Here is a 17,635-nt window from a genome sequence, read left to right on the forward strand (position 1 = left end):
GGGAATGCGAATTTCGACTTAACTTCGGCACACCGTCCCGGCAGCTAAAAATCCTGCGGGATCGGTGTGGAATTTAGGGATAATCTAGTACAGCCACAAAAAATATGCGAAACAAAATAAACCGCAACGACATGGAACTCGGCTACACGCCTTACAACCTTCGCACCCTGCGCAACCGCTGCAAACTGACACAGGCCGAGTTGGCGCAAATCGTCGGGGTGAAGCACTACATACAGGTAGGCCGCTGGGAAGCCGAACCCGATACCGAAACGCGGCGGGCCGATATGCCGCTGGAAAAATGGCGGCAGTTCCTCGATTGGATAGAAAAAACAAACGCCGTCTGAAACCTTCAGACGGCATTTTTTACCCACCCCCAAACCTAAAAACCACAACCAAGCCCTACACCGCTTGCCCCCACCTCGCCGCCGCCCCAAAATAACCTCACTCTGTTGGAAGCCTGCCGGAAACGGCAAAAGCCGCCCCGTTCCGCCATTACGGGGCGGTTTCCCACATCAAGACGAGACAGAAATGACCGACCGCCAAATAGACAACCTCATCAAACCCGCCACCATCGCCGACACCGACCCCGCGTCCGCGCACAACACGGCGGCATTACCACCGACTGGCTGCCCTATATCGTCCCCTTTGCAGGCGGCGTGTCAGTATGGCGCATCCCAAGTGTCGGCGAAGCCTGCACCATCTTATCCCCTGCCGGCGAACCCGAGAACGGCGTAGTTTTATGCTGCCAAGCCTCCGACCGATACCCCGCCCCGTCCGCCGACCCCGCCGAAACCGTCGTCCGATTTCATCTGCTACAACCACAACAGCGGCGCGATGGAATTAAAAGCCGTTACAAGCCTGACCATCGACACCCCCCAAACCACCATAACCGGACACCTGACCGTCAACCAAACCACCACCGCCCAAGGGCTGCTGACCTACCAAAATGGCATGAACGGCCAAGGCGGCAGCCTGTCCGAGCACACCCACCCCGACGACTCCGGCGGTACAACGGAAAAACCCCAATGACCGACGCAGAAAACGGACGCGGGCAAGACACCCTCGCCCACATCGCCCAATCCATCCGCAACATCCTGTTCACAAGAATAGGAACGCGGCTGATGCGCGAAGAATACGGCAGTTTTATTCCCGACTTGATCGATATGCCCGCCGGTCACGCCGCCATCGCCCTCATCCACCAAGCCGCCGTTACCGCCCTCGCAAGATGGAAACCCCGCATAACCGTCCGCCGCATACAGGCAGACACCGCCGACCTCGCCGCCGGCAAAATCAAATTAACCCTAGACGTAACCCTTGCCGACGGCGGCGAACGAACCTACCGCATCAAATAATAAAAACAACAGGATAAACAATGGGAAACAGCCGATTAAGCCAACTCCCCGCGCCCGCCGCCATCGAAGAAACCGACTTTGAGGGCATCTTCGCGCGCAAAAAAGCCGCCCTCACCGCCCTATGTCCCGAAAGCATCCGCGAAACCGTCGCCCAAACCCTCGAATTAGAATCAGAACCCCTAACCATCGACCTGCAACAGCAAGCCTATCAAGAGCTGCTCGTCCGCAACCGCATCAACGAAGCCGTCAAAGCCAACCTCTTGGCATACGCACAAGGCAGCGACCTCGACCACATCGCCGCCCAATACGGACTTTCACGCAAAACCATCCGCGCCGCCGACCCCGACGCGAACCCGCCGGTTGCCGCCGAATACGAAACCGACGACGCATTCCGCGCCCGCGTCCAAGCCCATCCCGAAAAATACGCCGCCGGGCCGCGCACCGCATACGAAGCCCACGCCATCGACGCACACCCCCAAATCACACACGCCCGCGCCGTGCGCCGCGCCGTCGGCACGGTGGAGGTTTACATCAAAACCCAAAGCGGCACGCCCGACGAAACCATTTTGACCGCCGCGCGCGAATACCTGCCCGCCGAAACACGCCGCCCCCTTTGCGACAACGTGCAAGTAACCGCCGCCCAACCCAAAGACGCGGCAGTAGAGTATTCCGCCGAATACCACCCCGCCGCCAATATTCAAGCCGAACGGCAGACCGCCTGCGAAGCCTTGGATAACCTATGGCGGCAAAACGCCCACATCGGCGCATCCGTCGCCCTGTCTAAAATCATCGGCGCGTTAGACACCCCCGGCGTGAAAAAAAATCACACTGCACAGCCCCGCTGCCGACATCGAATGCGGCAACGGCGAATACATCCGAATCACGTCCACGCTCGAGCGCGAATAAATGAACAGCACCGTCCCCGCGAACAACAGCCCCCTGCAACACGCACTGGCAAAGCTGACAGAACGCGAAACTGCCGCCGTCTCCCGCCAACTCGACCCCGCCCGATGCGACCCCGGATTTTTACCCTTTCACGCCTTCGCAAGAAGCATCGGCACGGAAGAGGGCTGGGACTTTGCCGAAACCGACGAAGCCCGCCGCAACCTCATCGCAGGCTTTGCCGAAATCCACGCCCGAAAAGGCACGCCGTACGCCATCCGCGCCCTCTTCCCCATCTTGCGGCTGGGCGAAATCCAAATTATCGAACGCGACGGCGAGTTCAAGTGGGACGGCTCGGTCTTGTTCGACGGCAGCCGCACATTCGGCAGGCGCGAGGGTGACTGGGCGGAATACCGCATTGTCTTAACGCGCCCCGTCAGCATCCGCCAAACCGCCCGCATCCGCGCCATGTTGGCGGAAATCGCCCCCTTGCGGTGCGAACTTACCGCGCTCGACTACCGCAACCATCCCCACCGCTGGAACGGCAAAATCCGCTTTAACGGCGAATACGGTTTCGGCACGACATAACGCGCCCCCGAAAATCAACAAACAAAAGGAAGCCCCAAAATGGCAAACGCAACCGAACAAAACCAATTCGACCAAGCCGTCCGCCTCATCGAACCCGGCGACAGCGTCGTCGTCGGCCCAGGCGCGCCCGTCAACCAACCACTGCAAGCCCTCGCCAACCGCACCCTTTTGCTCAAAAACCAAACCGAAGCCCTTCAGACGGCATCCGACACCAAAGCCGCCGCAAGCACCGCCGTCAACGCAGGCGACGGACTGACGGGCGGCGGCAGCCTTGCCCAAAGCCGCACCATCGCACTGGGCGCGCCCGGGCAAATCACCGCAACAAGCCAAAACACCGTCCCAAAAAACGGCCACACCCACGCCATCGACACCGCACGCACCGACCGCGCCGGCATCGTCCGATTAGACAATGCCATTAGCGAAGCCGAAGACACCGCCGCCACCCCCAAAGCCGTCAAAACCGCGCTCGACCAAGCCCGCGCCGCCGCCGCGACCGCCGACCTCAAAGTCTCCCTCTCCGACAACCAAACCGTTACCGGCCAAAAAACCTTTACCGCCGAAACACAATTCCAAAGCGGCATCCGGCTGTCCGCCAACCCGACGCACTGAAACGGCGGCTACAAAGCCTATATCGGCGCGGATAACGAAAACGCCCACATCGTCTTCGGCGACGACACCCTGCGCCTGCACGGCGCAAATAACCGCATTTCCTACAACAACCACGACATCTTCCACAAAGCCAACAAACCGCGTTTCAACGAAGACATCGAAGGCAAACCGAACACGCTGTCCGGCTACGGCATCGGCAACTTCAAAGTCGAAACATTCCGGGGCGATTTGAACAGCCTCAAAACCGACGGCGTCTATTCCCTGCCGACGGCGGTCGGCAGCTCGAACCTGCCCGTTGAAAACACCGCCTGCCATATCCAAGTCATCGCCGGCACGCAACCCGGCTGGTGCAGGCAGTTGGGCTATCCCGCCTACACGTCCGACGTGTACGAACGCTACCAGACCAGCAGCGCAAACGACGACTGGAGCGCGTGGAAAAAACTCAATTCGGAAGGCATCCCCGCCGGCGCGATCGTGTCCTTTCCCAAAGCCGTCCGAAACCCCGCAGGCTATCTCAAAGCCGACGGCACGATCTTTGCACAAAACACCTTCTCGACCTTTACCGCGCCCTGGGCAACACAAACAAACTGCCCGACCTGACCCGTACCGACATCGGCATCACCGCGTGGTTTCCGTCCGACCAAATCCAGACGGGCTGGCTGGCGTTTGACGACATCCGAGAGCGCGTAACCGAATCGGCTTATCCCGAACTTTACCGCCTGCTGACCGAAAAATACGGACGCATCCAAAACGTCCCGCAGGCGGAAGACCGCTTTATCCGCAACGCGGGCAACGGCTTGGCGGTCGGAACGAAGCAGGAAGACGAAATCAAACGGCACGTCCACAAAGTATTTTCACACTGGGCAAACCACCCAGACGCCGCCGCCGTCGGTTACGAAGACCGCAATGAAAGGCAAAGAAGCGCGCTCGTATCGACTTGGACGGACGGCGACTTAAACGACAACGGCTTTTTAACCCCGCGATTGGACAGCAAAATGGCAACGGGCGGCGCAGAAAACCGCCCCAAAGCCCTGGTTTTAAAACTGTGCATCAAAGCCGCCGACACCTTGGGCGAAGCCGTGTTCCGGATAAAGTCCCACGGCGAAACCGCCAACGTCGGCGCACTGGACGCGTCAAGGCTGGCGCAAGGTTTGCAGGAAAAAGCCGACCGCGACCACACCCACACCACCGCCCAAATCCAAGGGCTGGACGAAAAAATCAGCGCCGCCGTTGCCGCGCAATTCACACGCCAAACCATCGGCGGCGTGGATATTGTCAGATTCCCCGACGGCACAATGATACAGACCGGCAGTTACAGGTTTGCAAGAGGCGGCAGCCCCATAGGAAACGAAGTTGTCTTCCCCATCGCCTTTGCCGACGGCAACGTCAAATGCTTCGTATCCGAACGCCATTCGGGACGCGTCAACGGCGAAAGGCAACACAACTGGCTGTTTATCCGCGCAAAAAACCACGCCGCCGCCATTATTACCAACTGGTACGAAAGCAGTTGCGACTGGATGGCCATCGGCAAATCCGCCTCGGGAAACGCCGCCAGCCCCACCCCGATAGTCCCCGAAATACCTGAAATCGATGAAGAACCGCAAAGAGAGAGTGGAAGATCATCAACCGGACTCCGAAACCCCCGCCGCCACCGAGGCCTCGACTTCCCCGTGGGGTCGTAAGACTAGCGGGCGGCAGGGCAGGCTGTAGAGACGGGCTTCAGCCCACCGATCCAAGCAATCCGACCGAAACCGGCCGCGCCGCCAATCCTGCGAAACCTATGCCCCGCCAATCCTGCCACTCTTCGCCATTCCCGCGAAAGCGGGAATCCGGAACCCAAACGCGGCAGGAATCTATCGGAAAGAATAACCCGACCGCCGTCATTCCCGCGCAGGCTGGAATCCAGACCCACAACGTTAAGGCGGTTTATCAGAAAAAACCGAAACCGAACGCCCTAGATTTCCGCCTGCGCGGGAATGACGAAGAGTTGGGGAGTGACGAAAGGCGGGAACAACCGCGCAAAAAGCCGCCGACTCCTTCAGACGGCATCGGCAATAAAAACCGCACGGCCGAAACCGCGCGGGAAAGGATAGCCGGGCGCGCCCGATAAGCAGCGGCCGCAGGGTTAAGTCCTTGCACCTGTTTTCATCGAAGACAAAGGCGGTTCGGGAAATAAGGGCGCAATATCAAAAGTTTTGCGTTGCCTGATTTGCCACAAATCATAACCGGCCTGCATATTCAGCCAAAAATCAGGCGAAGTGTTGAGCAGTTGGCTTAAACGAACCGCCATCTCGGGCGTAATCGAAGATTGGGCGTTGACAATGCGCGATAAGGCAACCCGGCTGACACCCAGGCGTTTCGCTATATCGGTAATGCTTGCGCCGTTAATATACTCTTTTAAAACAAGGCCCGGGTGGGCAGGATTGTGCATTTTCATATTATTCCTAGTGATAATCCTGATAATCGACAACTTCGACATTGCCGTCGTTGAAACGAAAAGTCAAACGCCAATTTCCGTTGACTTTGAACCGCCCAATGTCCCGACAAACTGCCCTTGAGGGGATGAAGATTCCAACTCGGCACAGCCATATCCGAAGGCGTTTGCGCGGCATTCAGCGCGGTTAGAAGCAGATTCAGTTTGACGGAATGCCCGGCTTGGATGCCCGATAGCGAGCCTGTTTTAAAAAAGCGTTCAAGCCCTTTGTGTTTGAAAGAAACAATCATCATCCCACCCCGTCTGTATCGCCAAAGGATACAAAACTTTTATTTGATTGCAAAGCGACGATATACAAAAAAGGAAACCCCGAAATGACCATCTATTTCAAAAACGGCTTTTACGACGACACATTGGGCAGCGTCCCCGAAGGCGCGGTTGCCGTCGGCGGCGAAGAATACGCCGCCCTCTTCGCAGGACAGGCGCAGGGCGGGCAAATTGCCGCCGATTCCGACGGCCGCCCCGTTTTAACCCCGCCGCGCCCGTCCGAGTACCACGAATGGGACGGCAAAAAATGGAAAATCAGCAAAGCCGCCGCCCGTTTCGCCAACTCCCGTTTCGCCAAACAAAAAACCGCCTTGGCATTCAGCCTCGCGGAAAAGGCGGACGAACTCAAAACAGCCTCTTGGCGGGCTATCCCCAAGTGGAAATCGACAGCTTTTACAGGCAGGAAAAAGAAACCCTCGCGTGGCAGGCGGACAACGACGCCCCGACCCCGATGCTGGCGCAAATCGCCGCCGCAAGGGGCATAGAATTGGACGTTTTGATTGGAAAGGTTGTCGAAAAACCCGCCCGCCTGGCCGTTGCCGTCGACGCGATTATCGGAAAGCGGCAGCAACTTGAAGATAGATTAAATACCATCGAAACCGCGCCAGCATTAGATGCGTTAGAAAGGGAAATCAAAGAATGGGCGCTAAACGTCGGCTGAGAGAATATATTTATCATCTACTAGTGGCCATAGACCAACTGTTCAACGCTATAACCGGCGGCGCGGCAGACGAAACCCTCTCAAGTCGCACCTATCGCGGCGCGCGGCTCGCCCAACAACCCAAAACCCGCTGGAAGATTTTATAGTGGATTAACAAAAATCAGGACAAGGCGGCGAAGCCGCAGACAGTACAAATAGTACGGCAAGGCGAGGTAACGCCGTACCGGTTTTTGTTAATCCACTATATATACCCTGATCAACGGCGTATTTTTCGACCGCCACCACTGCCGGCAGGCGTATATCAGCGAACTGAAAGGCAGGCAGCACGACGCGCGGTTCAACCAAAGCCGCGCCGCCAATGAAAGGGATACGCGGTAAAATTGCCGCCGCGCCGCATTCAGACGGCATCGGCAATAAAAAAGCCCGAAAAAATCGGGCTGAAAGTTAAGGCTGCATCGCCTTTAAGGCGGCTTTCGCCAAAAAACCGCTCGGGTTTCATGACGGGCGGCAGTGCAGGCATCGACACGGTTGAGGATATGTTGCGGCCAACTGACGTTAAACCGCACCTGTCCGGTTAATGCGGCATCGTCCGCTTCAACCATCGTCCACAACACCGCATCGGCATAATCGGGATTGTCCCGATTAACCTCTATGCTTTGCGCCTCGGGAATCGGCAGGTTTTCCTGCAAAAGCCCTTCGAGATGGAACATTGCGGCGGCTTTGGCATCGGCAAGCGCGTCGGCAACCGTATCGCCGACAGGATAGCAGCCCGGCAGATCGGGAATAATCACGCCCCAGTTGCTTTGATCGGGGTCTTGGAACAGCACGGCGGGATAGTAAATCATTACTTCCTTTCTCGGATATGCGGTATCGGCAAAGTCCAAACGCAACGAAGGGGATTTAAAAACGACAAAAACGCAAAAGCCGCCGACATTCCCGCATCCAAGTTTCAGTCAATCAGATAACCTTGGATTTCTTTGGTTTTCGCATTGATTTCTCTGGTACGGCAGTCAGATTGTGCCACCCCGTATTCGTCGCCGTCGGCGCATTTGGCACCCAAACCGTTTTGCCAGTTGCGGTACTGGGGCATAACGGTTTCGGCAATATCGGCGGGCAGTGCCTGAACCGCGCTGTTCAGAGCCGCTTTGGCAGTTCTTTCTTGTCCTCTTCCCTGACCATTTCGTCGATAAGGGCTTTTTTACGGTTGTGCAGCTCTTCCAAGCGTGCTTCGGTTTCTGCCGTTTTACACGCCAACTCACTGACTTTTATGCCGTTTGGCGTTTCACCTTCGGCTTTCGCATTGTTGGCACAGATCTTGTCCATACCGCTTTTCCATGTTTTCTGCGAGGCTTGCAGCTTATTCTGTACAGTTTGAGGCAATCCTTTCCAAAACTGCTCGAACTCGCTGCGCGACAGCTTGTAGCGTTCTTCCCATTCGGATACGCGGGCGGCTTCCTGCTCCCGACCCAATGCCTCCTGCGCCGCCGCTTCTTCTGCCTCCCTCGCTTCCTGCGCGGTGGCTTCTGCCGCTTCAAGTTTTTCGTTCCTTTGTTTCGCTTTGTCCAACGGCTCTTTAATCAGTGCCATAGACACCAGCTCGCTGAGCGGATGGATGATATCGTGTGCCTGACTGAGTTCGGCAAAGATTTTGCTTTTGTCGTCTGTCGGCTGGACGCTGTAAGAAATAGTTTTGACATAATACGCGCCTTCTTTGCGGTAGTAGGGTTCAAAAAAGTCGGGCGTTTTCTTATGGCTGTTGCCTATAGATTGGTTGGCGGCGACGGCATAATCGACAACATCGTCGGGCACGTCCAGTTTTAACGCGGCTTCACATTTGAGTTTGCTGGACGTGTCGGTTTTCTCGGTAGTTCGGACTTCATCGACGGTTATGCCCAAACGTTCGACCATTCTGCGGATATGCGATATGCCGATATCGGCAAATGCTTGGTCTTTGAATGCGTCGTCGTCAAAAGTTTTGACGGTTTCACCTTCGACATTGTCGCGGACCAGTTTGACCAAAATCTCTTTAGTCTCTTCGCTTCCGCAGGAAATTTCCTTTCCGGAAAACGGGTTGCCTATTCCCAAACGGTCGCAGCCCGACAAAATCAGCATACTTGCCAATGCCAGTGCGGGTAAATTTTTTTTCATTAGATTTCCTTTGCCGTCCAAACACGGACTGTCTGTTGCGTATTTCCACACACGCTACGGCACTTGAAGTACATGGCTGCGGAACATATATGTTTAAATTTATGCAAACCGCCATATCGGGATTGCACACGCCCTGCAAATTTACCGACGGTTTTCCTGTTCGATAAAAATGCCGTCTGAAACGGTCGGCGTTCAGACGGCATTTTTCCGCAGGTTTTATTTGCGGTTGGTCTGCAGGTAGAGGTTAATCAGGCGTTCGGTCGAGCTGTCGTGTTTTTGAGGTTCGGTTTCGCCTGTCAGTTCGCCCAAAATGGTTTTAGCCAGTTGTTTGCCGAGTTCCACGCCCCACTGGTCGAAGCTGTTGATGCCCCAAATGATGCCTTGGACGAAGGTTTTGTGTTCGTACATGGCAATCAGGCTGCCCATATTGCGGGGGTTGACCTTATCCATCAGGATGAGGTTGGTCGGGCGGTTGCCGGAGAAGGTTTTGTGCGGAACCAGCTCTTCGATGCGCGCCTCATCCATACCCTGCGCTTTGAGTTCGGCGCGGACTTCGTCGGGGGTTTTGCCGCACATAAAGGCTTCTGCTTGTGCAAAGACGTTGGCAAGCAGGATTTCGTGGTGTCCGGGCAGGTTGCTGCGTTTTTCAAGCGAGGCAATCAGGTCGATGGGGGTGATGTGCGTGCCTTGATGCAGCAGTTGGAAGAAGGCGTGCTGACCGTTAATGCCCGTTTCTCCCCAGATAATCGGCGAGGTTTCGTGTCCGACTGCTTTGCCGTCCAACGTAACCTGTTTGCCGTTGCTTTCCATATCGAGCTGCTGGATGAATTTGGGCAGGCGGTGCAAATGTTGGTCGTAAGGCGCGATGACGTGGCTGCCGCCACCGTAGTAGTTGATATACCAGATGCCGATGAGGGCGAGGATGACGGGCAGGTTGCGCTCGAGCGGGGTGTTGATGAAGTGTTGGTCCATCAGGTGCGCGCCGTTGAGCATTTCGATGAAGTTTTCTTCGCCGAGATACAGCATAATCGGCAATCCGATGGCGGACCACAGGCTGTACCGACCGCCGACCCAATCCCAAAATTCAAACATATTGGCGATGTCGATGCCGAATTCGGCGACGGCTTTTCGATTGGTGGAAACGGCGGCGAAGTGTTTGGCAACGGCTTCTTCGTCACCCGCATGATTCAAAAACCATTCGCGCGCGGTTAGCGCGTTGGTCAGCGTTTCCTGCGTGGTAAATGTTTTGGAGGCGATGATGAACAGCGTGGTTTCTGGGTGGACTTTGGACAATACGTCGCGCAGTTGCGAGCCGTCCACGTTGGAGACGAAGTGCATATTGAGGGGCGGATGACCGAAAGGTTTGAGCGCGGTACACATCGTCAGCGGGCCCAAATCCGATCCGCCGATGCCGATGTTGACAACGTCGGTAATGACTTGGTTGGTATAGCCCAGCCAGCTTCCGCTGCGGACTTCGTGTGCAAATTCGCCCATACGTTGCAAAACGCGGTTGACTTTGGGCATCACATCTTCACCGTCAACCATAATCGGCGAATTGGTGCGGTTGCGAAGGGCGACATGCAGGACGGCGCGGTTTTCGGTGGTATTGATTTTTTCGCCGTGGAACATCTGCCGCATCCGCTCCGGCACGCCTGCTTCACGCGCCAACTCGAACAGTAGGGACATGGTTTCGTCGTTGATGCGGTTTTTGGAGTAGTCCAGCGTCAGTCCGCCGACTTGCAGCCAGTAGCGTTCCGCCCGCTGCGGGTCTTGCTCGAACATTTCGCGCATATGCAATGTTTTGCTGTCGTCAAAGTGGTTCCACAATTTTGACCAGGCCGGTAAGTCGTGAAGGTGTTTCATCTGTATGCTCCCGATTGAGGTTTTCCGTGACGGGGGGCGTTTCCGCACATCGATGCGCACATAAGGCGCAACCCTGCGTACCGCCCCGATTTGGAAGGGGTTGCGGCAAACCCGAACCCTGCCGCCTTAAAGGGCGGGGTTTCCGCCATTAAGGAAATTCTGATAAAAGGCTTGCCGGAGCCTGTCCGGCCGTTCAGACGGCATTGGCGGGATGCCGTCTGAACATCAGTCTTTGTCGTAATCGATGTGCTTGTTGTGTATGCTTTTTTTGCTTTTCTGCAATTGCAGGCTGGCAGCATCGCCCAAGCGCAGGGCAAGTCCGATGGCGAGAATATCGATGACGGCAAGCTGCAAGAGGCGGGAAACCATGGGCGTGTAGAGTTCGGCGTTTTCCTGTGTGGCAACGCTCAACACGCAGTCGGCAAGTTGCGCCAGAGGCGAATCGTTGCGGGTCAGTGCGATGACGGACGCGCCGTTTTCTTTGGCGATGCTGACCGCATCCAAAAGTTCGATAGACGAACCCGTGTTGGAAATGGCAACCAAAACATCCTGATCGCTCAAAACGGATGCCGCCATCAGTTGCGTGTGCGTATCGACATAGGCGACGGTGGACATGCCGAAACGGAAAAATTTGTGCTGCGCGTCCTGTGCCACAATGCCGGAATTGCCCACGCCGTAAAATTCGACGCGGCGGGCGTGCATCAGGGTGGCGATGCCGTTTTCGAGTTCGGATTCTTTTAAGAACCTCCTCTCCCCCAACAAGGCTGCGGCGGCGTTGCCCAACACTTTTTCAACCACATTCGCCATATCGTCGTCGGCATTGAGTTCTTCGTGGACATAAGGCATACCTTCGTGCCCGATGCTGGCGGACAGGGAGAGCTTGAATTCCGGCAGCCCCTTATAACCGAGGCTGCGGCAGAACCGGATGACGGTCGGCTGGCTGACCGAGGCGCGGTCGGCGATTTCGGCGACGGCGGCGTGGACAAACCACTTGGGTTCTGCCAAGGCGCATTCGGCAACTTTGCGTTCCGCACCGGACAGGTCGGCCAGTGATTCGCTGATTTTGCTTAACATAATGATATGCCCTTCGATAATGCGGCCCTGCTGCAAGGGCTGCCGTGGTTAGACGTTTTTCAGGTGGTTGCCGAGCGCCGCCGCCGCGCCGGCAATACCCGGAAATTCGCTCAAGACGACATAAACGGGAATCGCGGCAAGGTAGGCTTCAAAACGCCCTTTGTTTTCAAAGCGGCTGCGGAAGGGGGAGGTTTTGAAGTAATCCAACATTCGCGGGATAATGCCGCCGCACAAATACACGCCCCCGCGCGCGCCCAAAGTCAGGGCGAGGTTGGAAGCGACCGTGCCCAGCATCGCGCAAAAAATGTCCAATGCCTGCCGGCACAGGGGCGATTCGCAATTTAATGCCTTTTCGGTGATTTCAGACGGCATCAGTTTTGCCGGTTCGGCTTTCTGCTTGGCCGCCAGCGTTTCATAAATCAGGCTCAAACCTGCGCCGCTGAGGAAACGTTCGGCGGAAACGTGGCGGTATTTGTTTTTGGCGTACTGCCAAATCAACACTTCCATATCGTCAAACGGCGGGAAACTGGTATGCCCGCCCTCGCCCGCCAACGCCACCCAGCCTGCGGGGCTGTGCACCAATCCGCTCACGCCCAAGCCGGTACCGGGGCCGATAACGGCCTTGGGGGCGAATTCGACAGGCTTTTGCCCGCCTACCTGCATCAGGTCTTTGCTTGAAGTCTGCGTTACCGCCAATGCCTGCGCGGTAAAGTCGTTCAAAAGGATGAGGGTGTCCAGCCCCAAAGCCTGACGGGTGGTTTCGATGGAAAACGCCCAATGGTGGTTGGTCATCTGCACCCAGTCGCCCAAAATCGGGTTGGCGATGGCAAATGCCGCGTGCCGTACGCCCGTTGCACCACTTTGGTTCAGATAGGCACGCACCGCGTCGGTAACCGTGTCGTATTCCTTACACGGCAGGACGGCGACTTTCTCAATCACGCACGGCGCGGTTTCCAATGCGAAACGGGCGTTTGTGCCGCCGATGTCGGCAACCAGCCTCGGGTAATCGGCGTGTTTATTCGGCGTAGAAGACATGGCAGTTCACTCCTTGATGGTTCAAAACGAGGCTGATCGGATATTCGCGGTTTTCGCCTTGTGCGGCTTGGTCGAACACGGCTTTTTTCTCTTCGCCCTGTATCGCCAAAAATACATGCCCAGTATGGGCAATCGCATCCAAAGTCATGCTGATGCGCTCGTGCGGCGCGGTAACGGGCGTGGTATGCACCAGCGCGACACCTGCCGAACCGTCGATTGCCGTCTGAAACTGCGGAGCTTTTGGGAAAATCGAAGCCGTATGCCCGTCGTTTCCCATACCCAAAATCAAAACATCGGGCTGCTTGTAATGTTTCAGCGCATAATCGACAACAGCATCGGGATGTAATTCGGTTTCAGTTTTTCCGTCTTCCACCATAGGAATCCACACTGCCGCAGCGGCTTTGTTCTTTAACAGGTATTCGCGCACCAGACCGGTATTGCTGTCGGCGTGGTTGGTCGGCACGATGCGTTCATCTGCCAAGGTAATTCCGACGTTTTTCCAATCCAAATCTTTTTGCGACAGGGCGTTGAAAAATGCAATCGGCGAACGTCCGCCGGAAACTGCCAACACCGCACCGCCCTTCTCGTCCAGTGCGCCCTGCAAAGCATCCGCCACTGCGTCAGCCAAAGACTGCGCCGCTTCTGCCGCATTTTCGTATTCGTGCCAAACAAACATATTTGTGTCCTTTTGTGATTTCAGACGGCATATCCCGTTACAGGGCGGCTGCCGGGCAATGGCTTAGCCGCTTCCGCCTCGAAGCGGGACTGCTTTTTCTGCCCCGCCCTCCTTCAGACGGCATTGCGAACCCGATGCCGTCTGAAGCGCATTACTGTTCTTCGTGCCACTTGTTGCCGTCGCGCGCCAACAGTTCGCGGGCGGCTTCAGGGCCCCAAGAGTGTGCGCCGTAACCGTGCGGCGGCGTGGTGTTATTTGCCCAGTTTTCCAAAATCGGCATCACATATTCCCACGCGGCTTCGAGTTCGTCGCGGCGGTTGAACAAAGCGAGTTTGCCGTTAATCACATCCAACAGCAGGCGTTCGTAAGCCTCGGCGCGGCGGCCTTCAACGGCCTTGCCCAAATCCACGCCCAAAGGCGTTACTTCCACTTTGTTGCCCGCACCCGGGGTTTTCACCTGCGTGTAAAGGCGGACGGATTCATTCGGTTGAAGCTCGATAACCAAACGGTTCGGCGCGGTTTGGCTGTTGTCGAAAATATGGTTTTGCAGCGGGCGGAAGTTCAAAACGATTTCCGCCACTTTGCCCGCCATGCGTTTGCCGGTACGCAGGTAGAAGGGAACGCCCTTCCAGCGTTCGTTTTCGATTTCGGCTTTAATGGCGACGTAGGTTTCGGTAAAGCTGTCTTGCGGAACGTTGATTTCTTCAAGATAGCCGTTCATGCCTTTGGCAGCGGTATATTGTCCGCGCACGACATTTTCATTGACAGATTCGATGGTCAGCGGCTTCAATGACTTGATGACTTTGACTTTTTCATCGCGCACCGCGTCGGCATCCAAGCCGGCGGGGGCTTCCATCGCAGTCATGCACAGCATCTGCATCAAATGGTTTTGCACCATATCGCGCAACGCGCCGGTAATGTCGTAAAACTCACCGCGCTCTTCCACACCGAGCTGTTCGGCGATGGTCAGCTGCACGCTTTCAATGTATTTATTGTTCCACAGCGGCTCGAACATTACATTGGCAAAACGCAGCGCAAGCAGGTTTTGCAGGCTTTCTTTGCCAAGGTAGTGGTCGATGCGGTAAATTTGCCCTTCTTTGAAATAACGCGCCACATCGGTATTGATTTGTTGGGAAGAAGCCAAATCCGTACCCAGCGGTTTTTCCAAAACCACGCGCACATTGTCGGCATTCAAACCGATCGCAGCAAGGTTTTCGCAGGCTTGCGCGAAGAATTTCGGCGCGGTGGACAGATAGATGACGACGTTGTCGGTTTCTTTGCGTGCTTTGACCAAATCGCCCAAAGCGGCAAAATCGTCCGGCTGCGTAACATCGACTTTGAGATATGCGAGACGTTCAACAAACGAAGCCCACGCCTCACCGGAAAAATTTTCTTTCACATGGATTTTGGAACTGGTTTCCACCTTCGCCAGAAAACCTTCGGTATCCAACTCGCTGCGGCTGACCCCCAAAATACGCCCTTCGGGATGAAGCAGACCGGCAACATGCGCCTGATACAGGCAGGGCAAAAGTTTGCGCATTGCCAAATCGCCGGTCGCACCGAACAACACCAAATCAAAATTTGTCTGTGTACTCATCGCATTATCTCGTCAGGAAAGGATTTTTTCGATGCCGTCTGAAACCTGTTTTTTCCATCACGCAGCATCGCAATATCGGAAACAAAGGCAGGCGGCATAATGAGTAGTAATACTACACACCGCTACACTTTTTGTCTATTCCCATTTTTACAATTTATTTGACCTAGTCCAAAAATCAGGCAGGTTTCCCCTATTCCGTTACAACAATCAGAAGATTCTGCGATTTAAATCAAATTTCTTTTCAATGTCTGATTTTTTTGTAACAAAATTACAAATTTTGTACTATAATAGCACCCGCTTCCCACTTTCAGACGGCGTACCTTTTAAAATATAGTGAATTAAATTTAAATCAGGACAAGGCGGCGAGCCGCAGACAGTACAAATAGTACGGCAAGGCGAGGCAACGCCGGACCGGTTTAAATTTAATCCACTATACTCACCGTCTAACATACCCGATACAAAAATCAGAAACGCACAAACAAATCCCCAATACCACCCCGTTCCGCCAGGAGACCGAACATGAACCACACTCCTATCCACCCCAAACTCGCCGAAATCACCGGGCGCATTATCGAACGCAGCCGTCCGACGCGTGAAAAATATCTGGCGAAAATCCGCAGTGCCAAACAAATGGGACGCTTAGAGCGCAACCAGCTCGGCTGCAGCAATTTGGCGCACGGCTATGCCGCCATGCCCAAAAGCATCAAAATTGAAATGCTTCAGGAAACCGTCCCCAACTTAGGCATCATCACTGCCTACAACGACATGGTTTCCGCACACCAGCCGTTTAAAGACTTCCCTGACCAAATCAAAGACGAAGCACAAAAAAACGGCGCGACCGCACAAGTCGCCGGCGGCACGCCTGCCATGTGCGACGGCATCACGCAAGGCTACGCCGGCATGGAATTGTCGCTGTTTTCCCGCGACGTGATTGCGATGAGTACCGCCGTCGGGCTGTCGCACCAAATGTTTGACGGCAGCCTGTTTATGGGCGTGTGCGACAAAATCGTTCCGGGTCTGATGATAGGTGCGCTTTCGTTCGGTCATATTCCCGGTATCTTCGTTCCGGCAGGCCCGATGTCCAGCGGCATCGGCAATAAAGAAAAAGCCCGTACCCGCCAACTTTTCGCCGAAGGCAAAGTCGGACGCGACGAACTTTTGAAAAGCGAAATGGGTTCTTACCACAGCCCGGGCACCTGCACTTTCTACGGCACGGCAAACTCCAACCAAATGATGATGGAAATGATGGGCGTACACCTGCCTGCCGCCGCCTTTGTCCACCCCTATACCGACCTGCGCGAAGCCCTGACCCGCTACGCCGCCGGACACCTCGCGCGCGGCATCAAAAACGGCACGATTAAACCTTTGGGCGAAATGTTGACCGAAAAATCCTTCATCAATGCCCTGATCGGTTTGATGGCGACCGGCGGCTCGACCAACCACACCATGCACCTCGTCGCTATGGCGCGCGCCGCAGGCGTGATTTTGAACTGGGACGACTTCGACGAAATTTCTTCCATCATCCCGCTGCTCATCCGCGTGTATCCCAACGGCAAAGCCGACGTGAACCACTTTACCGCAGCAGGCGGCCTGCCTTTCGTTATCCGCGAATTGCTGGACGCAGGCTTATTGCACGACGATGTCGATACCGTCGTCGGACACGGTATGCGCCACTACACTAAAGAGCCTTTCCTCATCGACGGCAAACTCGAATGGCGCGAAGCCCCCGAGACCAGCGGCAACGACGACATCCTGCGTAAAGCCGACAATCCGTTCTCCCCGGACGGCGGTCTGCGCCTGATGAAAGGCAACATCGGACGCGGCGTGGTTAAAGTGTCAGCCGTACGCGAAGGCTGCCGCATCATCGAAGCACCCGCCATCGTGTTCAACGACCAGCGCGAAGTGTTGGCGGCATTTGAACGCGGCGAGTTGGAACGCGATTTTATCTGCGTCGTCCGCTACCAAGGCCCGCGTGCCAACGGTATGCCCGAATTGCACAAACTGACCCCGCCTTTGGGCATCCTGCAAGACCGCGGCTTCAAAGTGGCGCTGCTGACCGACGGCCGTATGTCCGGCGCGTCAGGCAAAGTGCCCGCGTCCATCCACATGACGCCCGAAGCCCTGATGGGCGGCAACATCGCCAAAATCCGTACCGGCGACCTGATTCGCTTCGACTCCGTTACCGGCGAACTCAACGTCCTGATTAACGAGGCCGAATGGAACGTCCGAGAAGTCGAGCGCATCGATTTGGGCGCGAACCAACAAGGCTGCGGCCGCGAACTCTTCGCCGGCTTCCGCAGTATGACCAGCAGTGCGGAAACCGGTGCGATGAGCTTCGGCGGAGAATTTGCCTGATGCGCGTTTCAGACGGCCTTTTAAAACAGAAGGC

Annotated in this window: 16 protein-coding genes and 8 pseudogenes; 14 read left to right on the plus strand and 10 right to left on the minus strand. The window is 55.8% G+C overall.

Features of this window, described 5'->3' with window-relative positions; all coding sequences use genetic code 11:
- The 9 genes and pseudogenes from DFR77_RS05115 to DFR77_RS13325 all read left to right on the plus strand — a co-directional run.
- Nucleotides 1–77, plus strand: a pseudogene (locus tag DFR77_RS05115) (IS1595 family transposase); the annotation flags it as partial.
- A gap of 54 nt (nt 78–131) precedes the next feature.
- Nucleotides 132–344, plus strand: coding sequence for a helix-turn-helix domain-containing protein (locus tag DFR77_RS05120; RefSeq protein ID WP_002243493.1), 213 nt, complete (start codon nt 132–134; stop codon nt 342–344).
- A 105-nt stretch (nt 345–449) separates the two neighbouring features.
- A pseudogene (locus DFR77_RS14655) lies at nt 450–749 on the plus strand (phage baseplate assembly protein V); the annotation flags it as partial.
- A gap of 85 nt (nt 750–834) precedes the next feature.
- The gene (locus DFR77_RS14660; protein ID WP_010358072.1) at nt 835–1,029 is read left to right on the plus strand and encodes a baseplate assembly protein; all 195 of its coding nucleotides are present in this window, start codon (nt 835–837) and stop codon (nt 1,027–1,029) included.
- Entirely contained in the window at nt 1,026–1,352 is a 327-nt protein-coding gene (locus tag DFR77_RS14010; protein ID WP_003688709.1) for a GPW/gp25 family protein, read from the plus strand. The genes DFR77_RS14660 and DFR77_RS14010 overlap by 4 nt, the downstream gene beginning before the upstream one ends.
- Before the next feature lie 20 nt (nt 1,353–1,372).
- Nucleotides 1,373–1,930, plus strand: a pseudogene (locus DFR77_RS14015) (baseplate assembly protein); the annotation flags it as partial.
- 328 nt (nt 1,931–2,258) lie between these two features.
- Entirely contained in the window at nt 2,259–2,822 is a 564-nt protein-coding gene (locus tag DFR77_RS14020; RefSeq protein ID WP_003695326.1) for a phage tail protein, read from the plus strand.
- A 39-nt stretch (nt 2,823–2,861) separates the two neighbouring features.
- Nucleotides 2,862–5,113: pseudogene (locus DFR77_RS14025) on the plus strand (tail fiber protein).
- Nucleotides 5,114–5,211: 98 nt separating this feature from the next.
- The gene (locus DFR77_RS13325) at nt 5,212–5,541 is read left to right on the plus strand and encodes a hypothetical protein (RefSeq protein WP_003691215.1); all 330 of its coding nucleotides are present in this window, start codon (nt 5,212–5,214) and stop codon (nt 5,539–5,541) included.
- Nucleotides 5,542–5,556: 15 nt separating this feature from the next.
- On the opposite strand, the gene DFR77_RS05160 is transcribed toward DFR77_RS13325, so the two are convergent.
- Both DFR77_RS05160 and DFR77_RS14525 read right to left on the minus strand, forming a co-directional pair.
- Entirely contained in the window at nt 5,557–5,868 is a 312-nt protein-coding gene (locus DFR77_RS05160) for a HigA family addiction module antitoxin (protein WP_012503658.1), read from the minus strand.
- Nucleotides 5,865–6,158, minus strand: a complete 294-nt coding sequence (locus DFR77_RS14525; RefSeq protein WP_003699970.1) for a type II toxin-antitoxin system RelE/ParE family toxin — start codon at nt 6,156–6,158, stop codon at nt 5,865–5,867. Before DFR77_RS14525 ends, DFR77_RS05160 begins: the two co-directional genes overlap by 4 nt.
- 81 nt (nt 6,159–6,239) lie before the next feature.
- Here DFR77_RS14525 and DFR77_RS05170 point away from each other — a divergent pair.
- The 3 pseudogenes from DFR77_RS05170 to DFR77_RS14535 all read left to right on the plus strand — a co-directional run.
- A pseudogene (locus DFR77_RS05170) lies at nt 6,240–6,853 on the plus strand (hypothetical protein).
- A pseudogene (locus DFR77_RS14530) lies at nt 6,832–6,996 on the plus strand (DNA helicase UvrD); the annotation flags it as partial. The pseudogenes DFR77_RS05170 and DFR77_RS14530, both read left to right, overlap by 22 nt.
- A gap of 103 nt (nt 6,997–7,099) precedes the next feature.
- Nucleotides 7,100–7,231: pseudogene (locus tag DFR77_RS14535) on the plus strand (DNA helicase UvrD); the annotation flags it as partial.
- Between the two features lie 83 nt (nt 7,232–7,314).
- On the opposite strand, the gene DFR77_RS05180 reads toward DFR77_RS14535, so the two are convergent.
- The 8 genes from DFR77_RS05180 to zwf all read right to left on the minus strand — a co-directional run bounded on the left by DFR77_RS05180 (nt 7,315) and on the right by zwf (nt 15,246).
- Nucleotides 7,315–7,698: a type II toxin-antitoxin system HicB family antitoxin gene (locus tag DFR77_RS05180; protein WP_003691223.1), complete on the minus strand. Its 384-nt coding sequence runs from the start codon at nt 7,696–7,698 to the stop codon at nt 7,315–7,317.
- A 104-nt stretch (nt 7,699–7,802) separates the two neighbouring features.
- Nucleotides 7,803–7,943 (minus strand): hypothetical protein, encoded by a 141-nt coding sequence (locus DFR77_RS05185; RefSeq protein WP_003688719.1) that lies wholly within the window; start codon nt 7,941–7,943, stop codon nt 7,803–7,805.
- A 44-nt stretch (nt 7,944–7,987) separates the two neighbouring features.
- On the minus strand, nt 7,988–9,001 hold the full coding sequence (locus tag DFR77_RS14665; protein ID WP_003693055.1) for a lysozyme inhibitor LprI family protein: 1,014 nt from the start codon (nt 8,999–9,001) through the stop codon (nt 7,988–7,990).
- A gap of 216 nt (nt 9,002–9,217) precedes the next feature.
- Complete coding sequence (pgi, locus tag DFR77_RS05200) at nt 9,218–10,864, minus strand: glucose-6-phosphate isomerase (protein ID WP_003693054.1); 1,647 nt, start codon at nt 10,862–10,864, stop codon at nt 9,218–9,220.
- Between the two features lie 225 nt (nt 10,865–11,089).
- A complete protein-coding gene (hexR, locus tag DFR77_RS05205; RefSeq protein ID WP_003688727.1) occupies nt 11,090–11,938 on the minus strand; it encodes a DNA-binding transcriptional regulator HexR in 849 nt (282 codons plus the stop codon).
- 48 nt (nt 11,939–11,986) lie between these two features.
- Entirely contained in the window at nt 11,987–12,973 is a 987-nt protein-coding gene (locus DFR77_RS05210) for a glucokinase (protein WP_003688729.1), read from the minus strand.
- Complete coding sequence (gene pgl, locus DFR77_RS05215; protein WP_003688731.1) at nt 12,954–13,649, minus strand: 6-phosphogluconolactonase; 696 nt, start codon at nt 13,647–13,649, stop codon at nt 12,954–12,956. The genes DFR77_RS05210 and pgl overlap by 20 nt, the downstream gene beginning before the upstream one ends.
- Before the next feature lie 151 nt (nt 13,650–13,800).
- Nucleotides 13,801–15,246, minus strand: coding sequence for a glucose-6-phosphate dehydrogenase (gene zwf / locus DFR77_RS05220; protein ID WP_003693052.1), 1,446 nt, complete (start codon nt 15,244–15,246; stop codon nt 13,801–13,803).
- A gap of 326 nt (nt 15,247–15,572) precedes the next feature.
- Between zwf and DFR77_RS13715 the strand changes: the two are divergent.
- Nucleotides 15,573–15,682, plus strand: a pseudogene (locus tag DFR77_RS13715) (IS5/IS1182 family transposase); the annotation flags it as partial.
- Nucleotides 15,683–15,765: 83 nt separating this feature from the next.
- Nucleotides 15,766–17,601 (plus strand): phosphogluconate dehydratase, encoded by a 1,836-nt coding sequence (edd, locus tag DFR77_RS05225; RefSeq protein ID WP_003691226.1) that lies wholly within the window; start codon nt 15,766–15,768, stop codon nt 17,599–17,601.
- Nucleotides 17,602–17,635 lie beyond the last annotated feature (34 nt).

Origin of the sequence: Neisseria gonorrhoeae (genome assembly GCF_003315235.1) — a bacterium.
GTDB classification, from domain to species: Bacteria; Pseudomonadota; Gammaproteobacteria; order Burkholderiales; family Neisseriaceae; genus Neisseria; species Neisseria gonorrhoeae.

Coding starts and splice junctions, on each gene's coding strand:
- DFR77_RS05120 (WP_002243493.1), top strand. CDS start 132: ATGGAACTCGGCTACACGCCTTACAACCTTCGCACCCTGCGCAACCGC.
- DFR77_RS14660 (WP_010358072.1), top strand. CDS start 835: ATGGAATTAAAAGCCGTTACAAGCCTGACCATCGACACCCCCCAAACC.
- DFR77_RS14010 (WP_003688709.1), top strand. CDS start 1,026: ATGACCGACGCAGAAAACGGACGCGGGCAAGACACCCTCGCCCACATC.
- DFR77_RS14020 (WP_003695326.1), top strand. CDS start 2,259: ATGAACAGCACCGTCCCCGCGAACAACAGCCCCCTGCAACACGCACTG.
- DFR77_RS13325 (WP_003691215.1), top strand. CDS start 5,212: ATGCCCCGCCAATCCTGCCACTCTTCGCCATTCCCGCGAAAGCGGGAA.
- DFR77_RS05160 (WP_012503658.1), bottom strand. CDS start 5,868: ATGAAAATGCACAATCCTGCCCACCCGGGCCTTGTTTTAAAAGAGTAT.
- DFR77_RS14525 (WP_003699970.1), bottom strand. CDS start 6,158: ATGATGATTGTTTCTTTCAAACACAAAGGGCTTGAACGCTTTTTTAAA.
- DFR77_RS05180 (WP_003691223.1), bottom strand. CDS start 7,698: ATGATTTACTATCCCGCCGTGCTGTTCCAAGACCCCGATCAAAGCAAC.
- DFR77_RS05185 (WP_003688719.1), bottom strand. CDS start 7,943: ATGCCCCAGTACCGCAACTGGCAAAACGGTTTGGGTGCCAAATGCGCC.
- DFR77_RS14665 (WP_003693055.1), bottom strand. CDS start 9,001: ATGAAAAAAAATTTACCCGCACTGGCATTGGCAAGTATGCTGATTTTG.
- pgi (WP_003693054.1), bottom strand. CDS start 10,864: ATGAAACACCTTCACGACTTACCGGCCTGGTCAAAATTGTGGAACCAC.
- hexR (WP_003688727.1), bottom strand. CDS start 11,938: ATGTTAAGCAAAATCAGCGAATCACTGGCCGACCTGTCCGGTGCGGAA.
- DFR77_RS05210 (WP_003688729.1), bottom strand. CDS start 12,973: ATGTCTTCTACGCCGAATAAACACGCCGATTACCCGAGGCTGGTTGCC.
- pgl (WP_003688731.1), bottom strand. CDS start 13,649: ATGTTTGTTTGGCACGAATACGAAAATGCGGCAGAAGCGGCGCAGTCT.
- zwf (WP_003693052.1), bottom strand. CDS start 15,246: ATGAGTACACAGACAAATTTTGATTTGGTGTTGTTCGGTGCGACCGGC.
- edd (WP_003691226.1), top strand. CDS start 15,766: ATGAACCACACTCCTATCCACCCCAAACTCGCCGAAATCACCGGGCGC.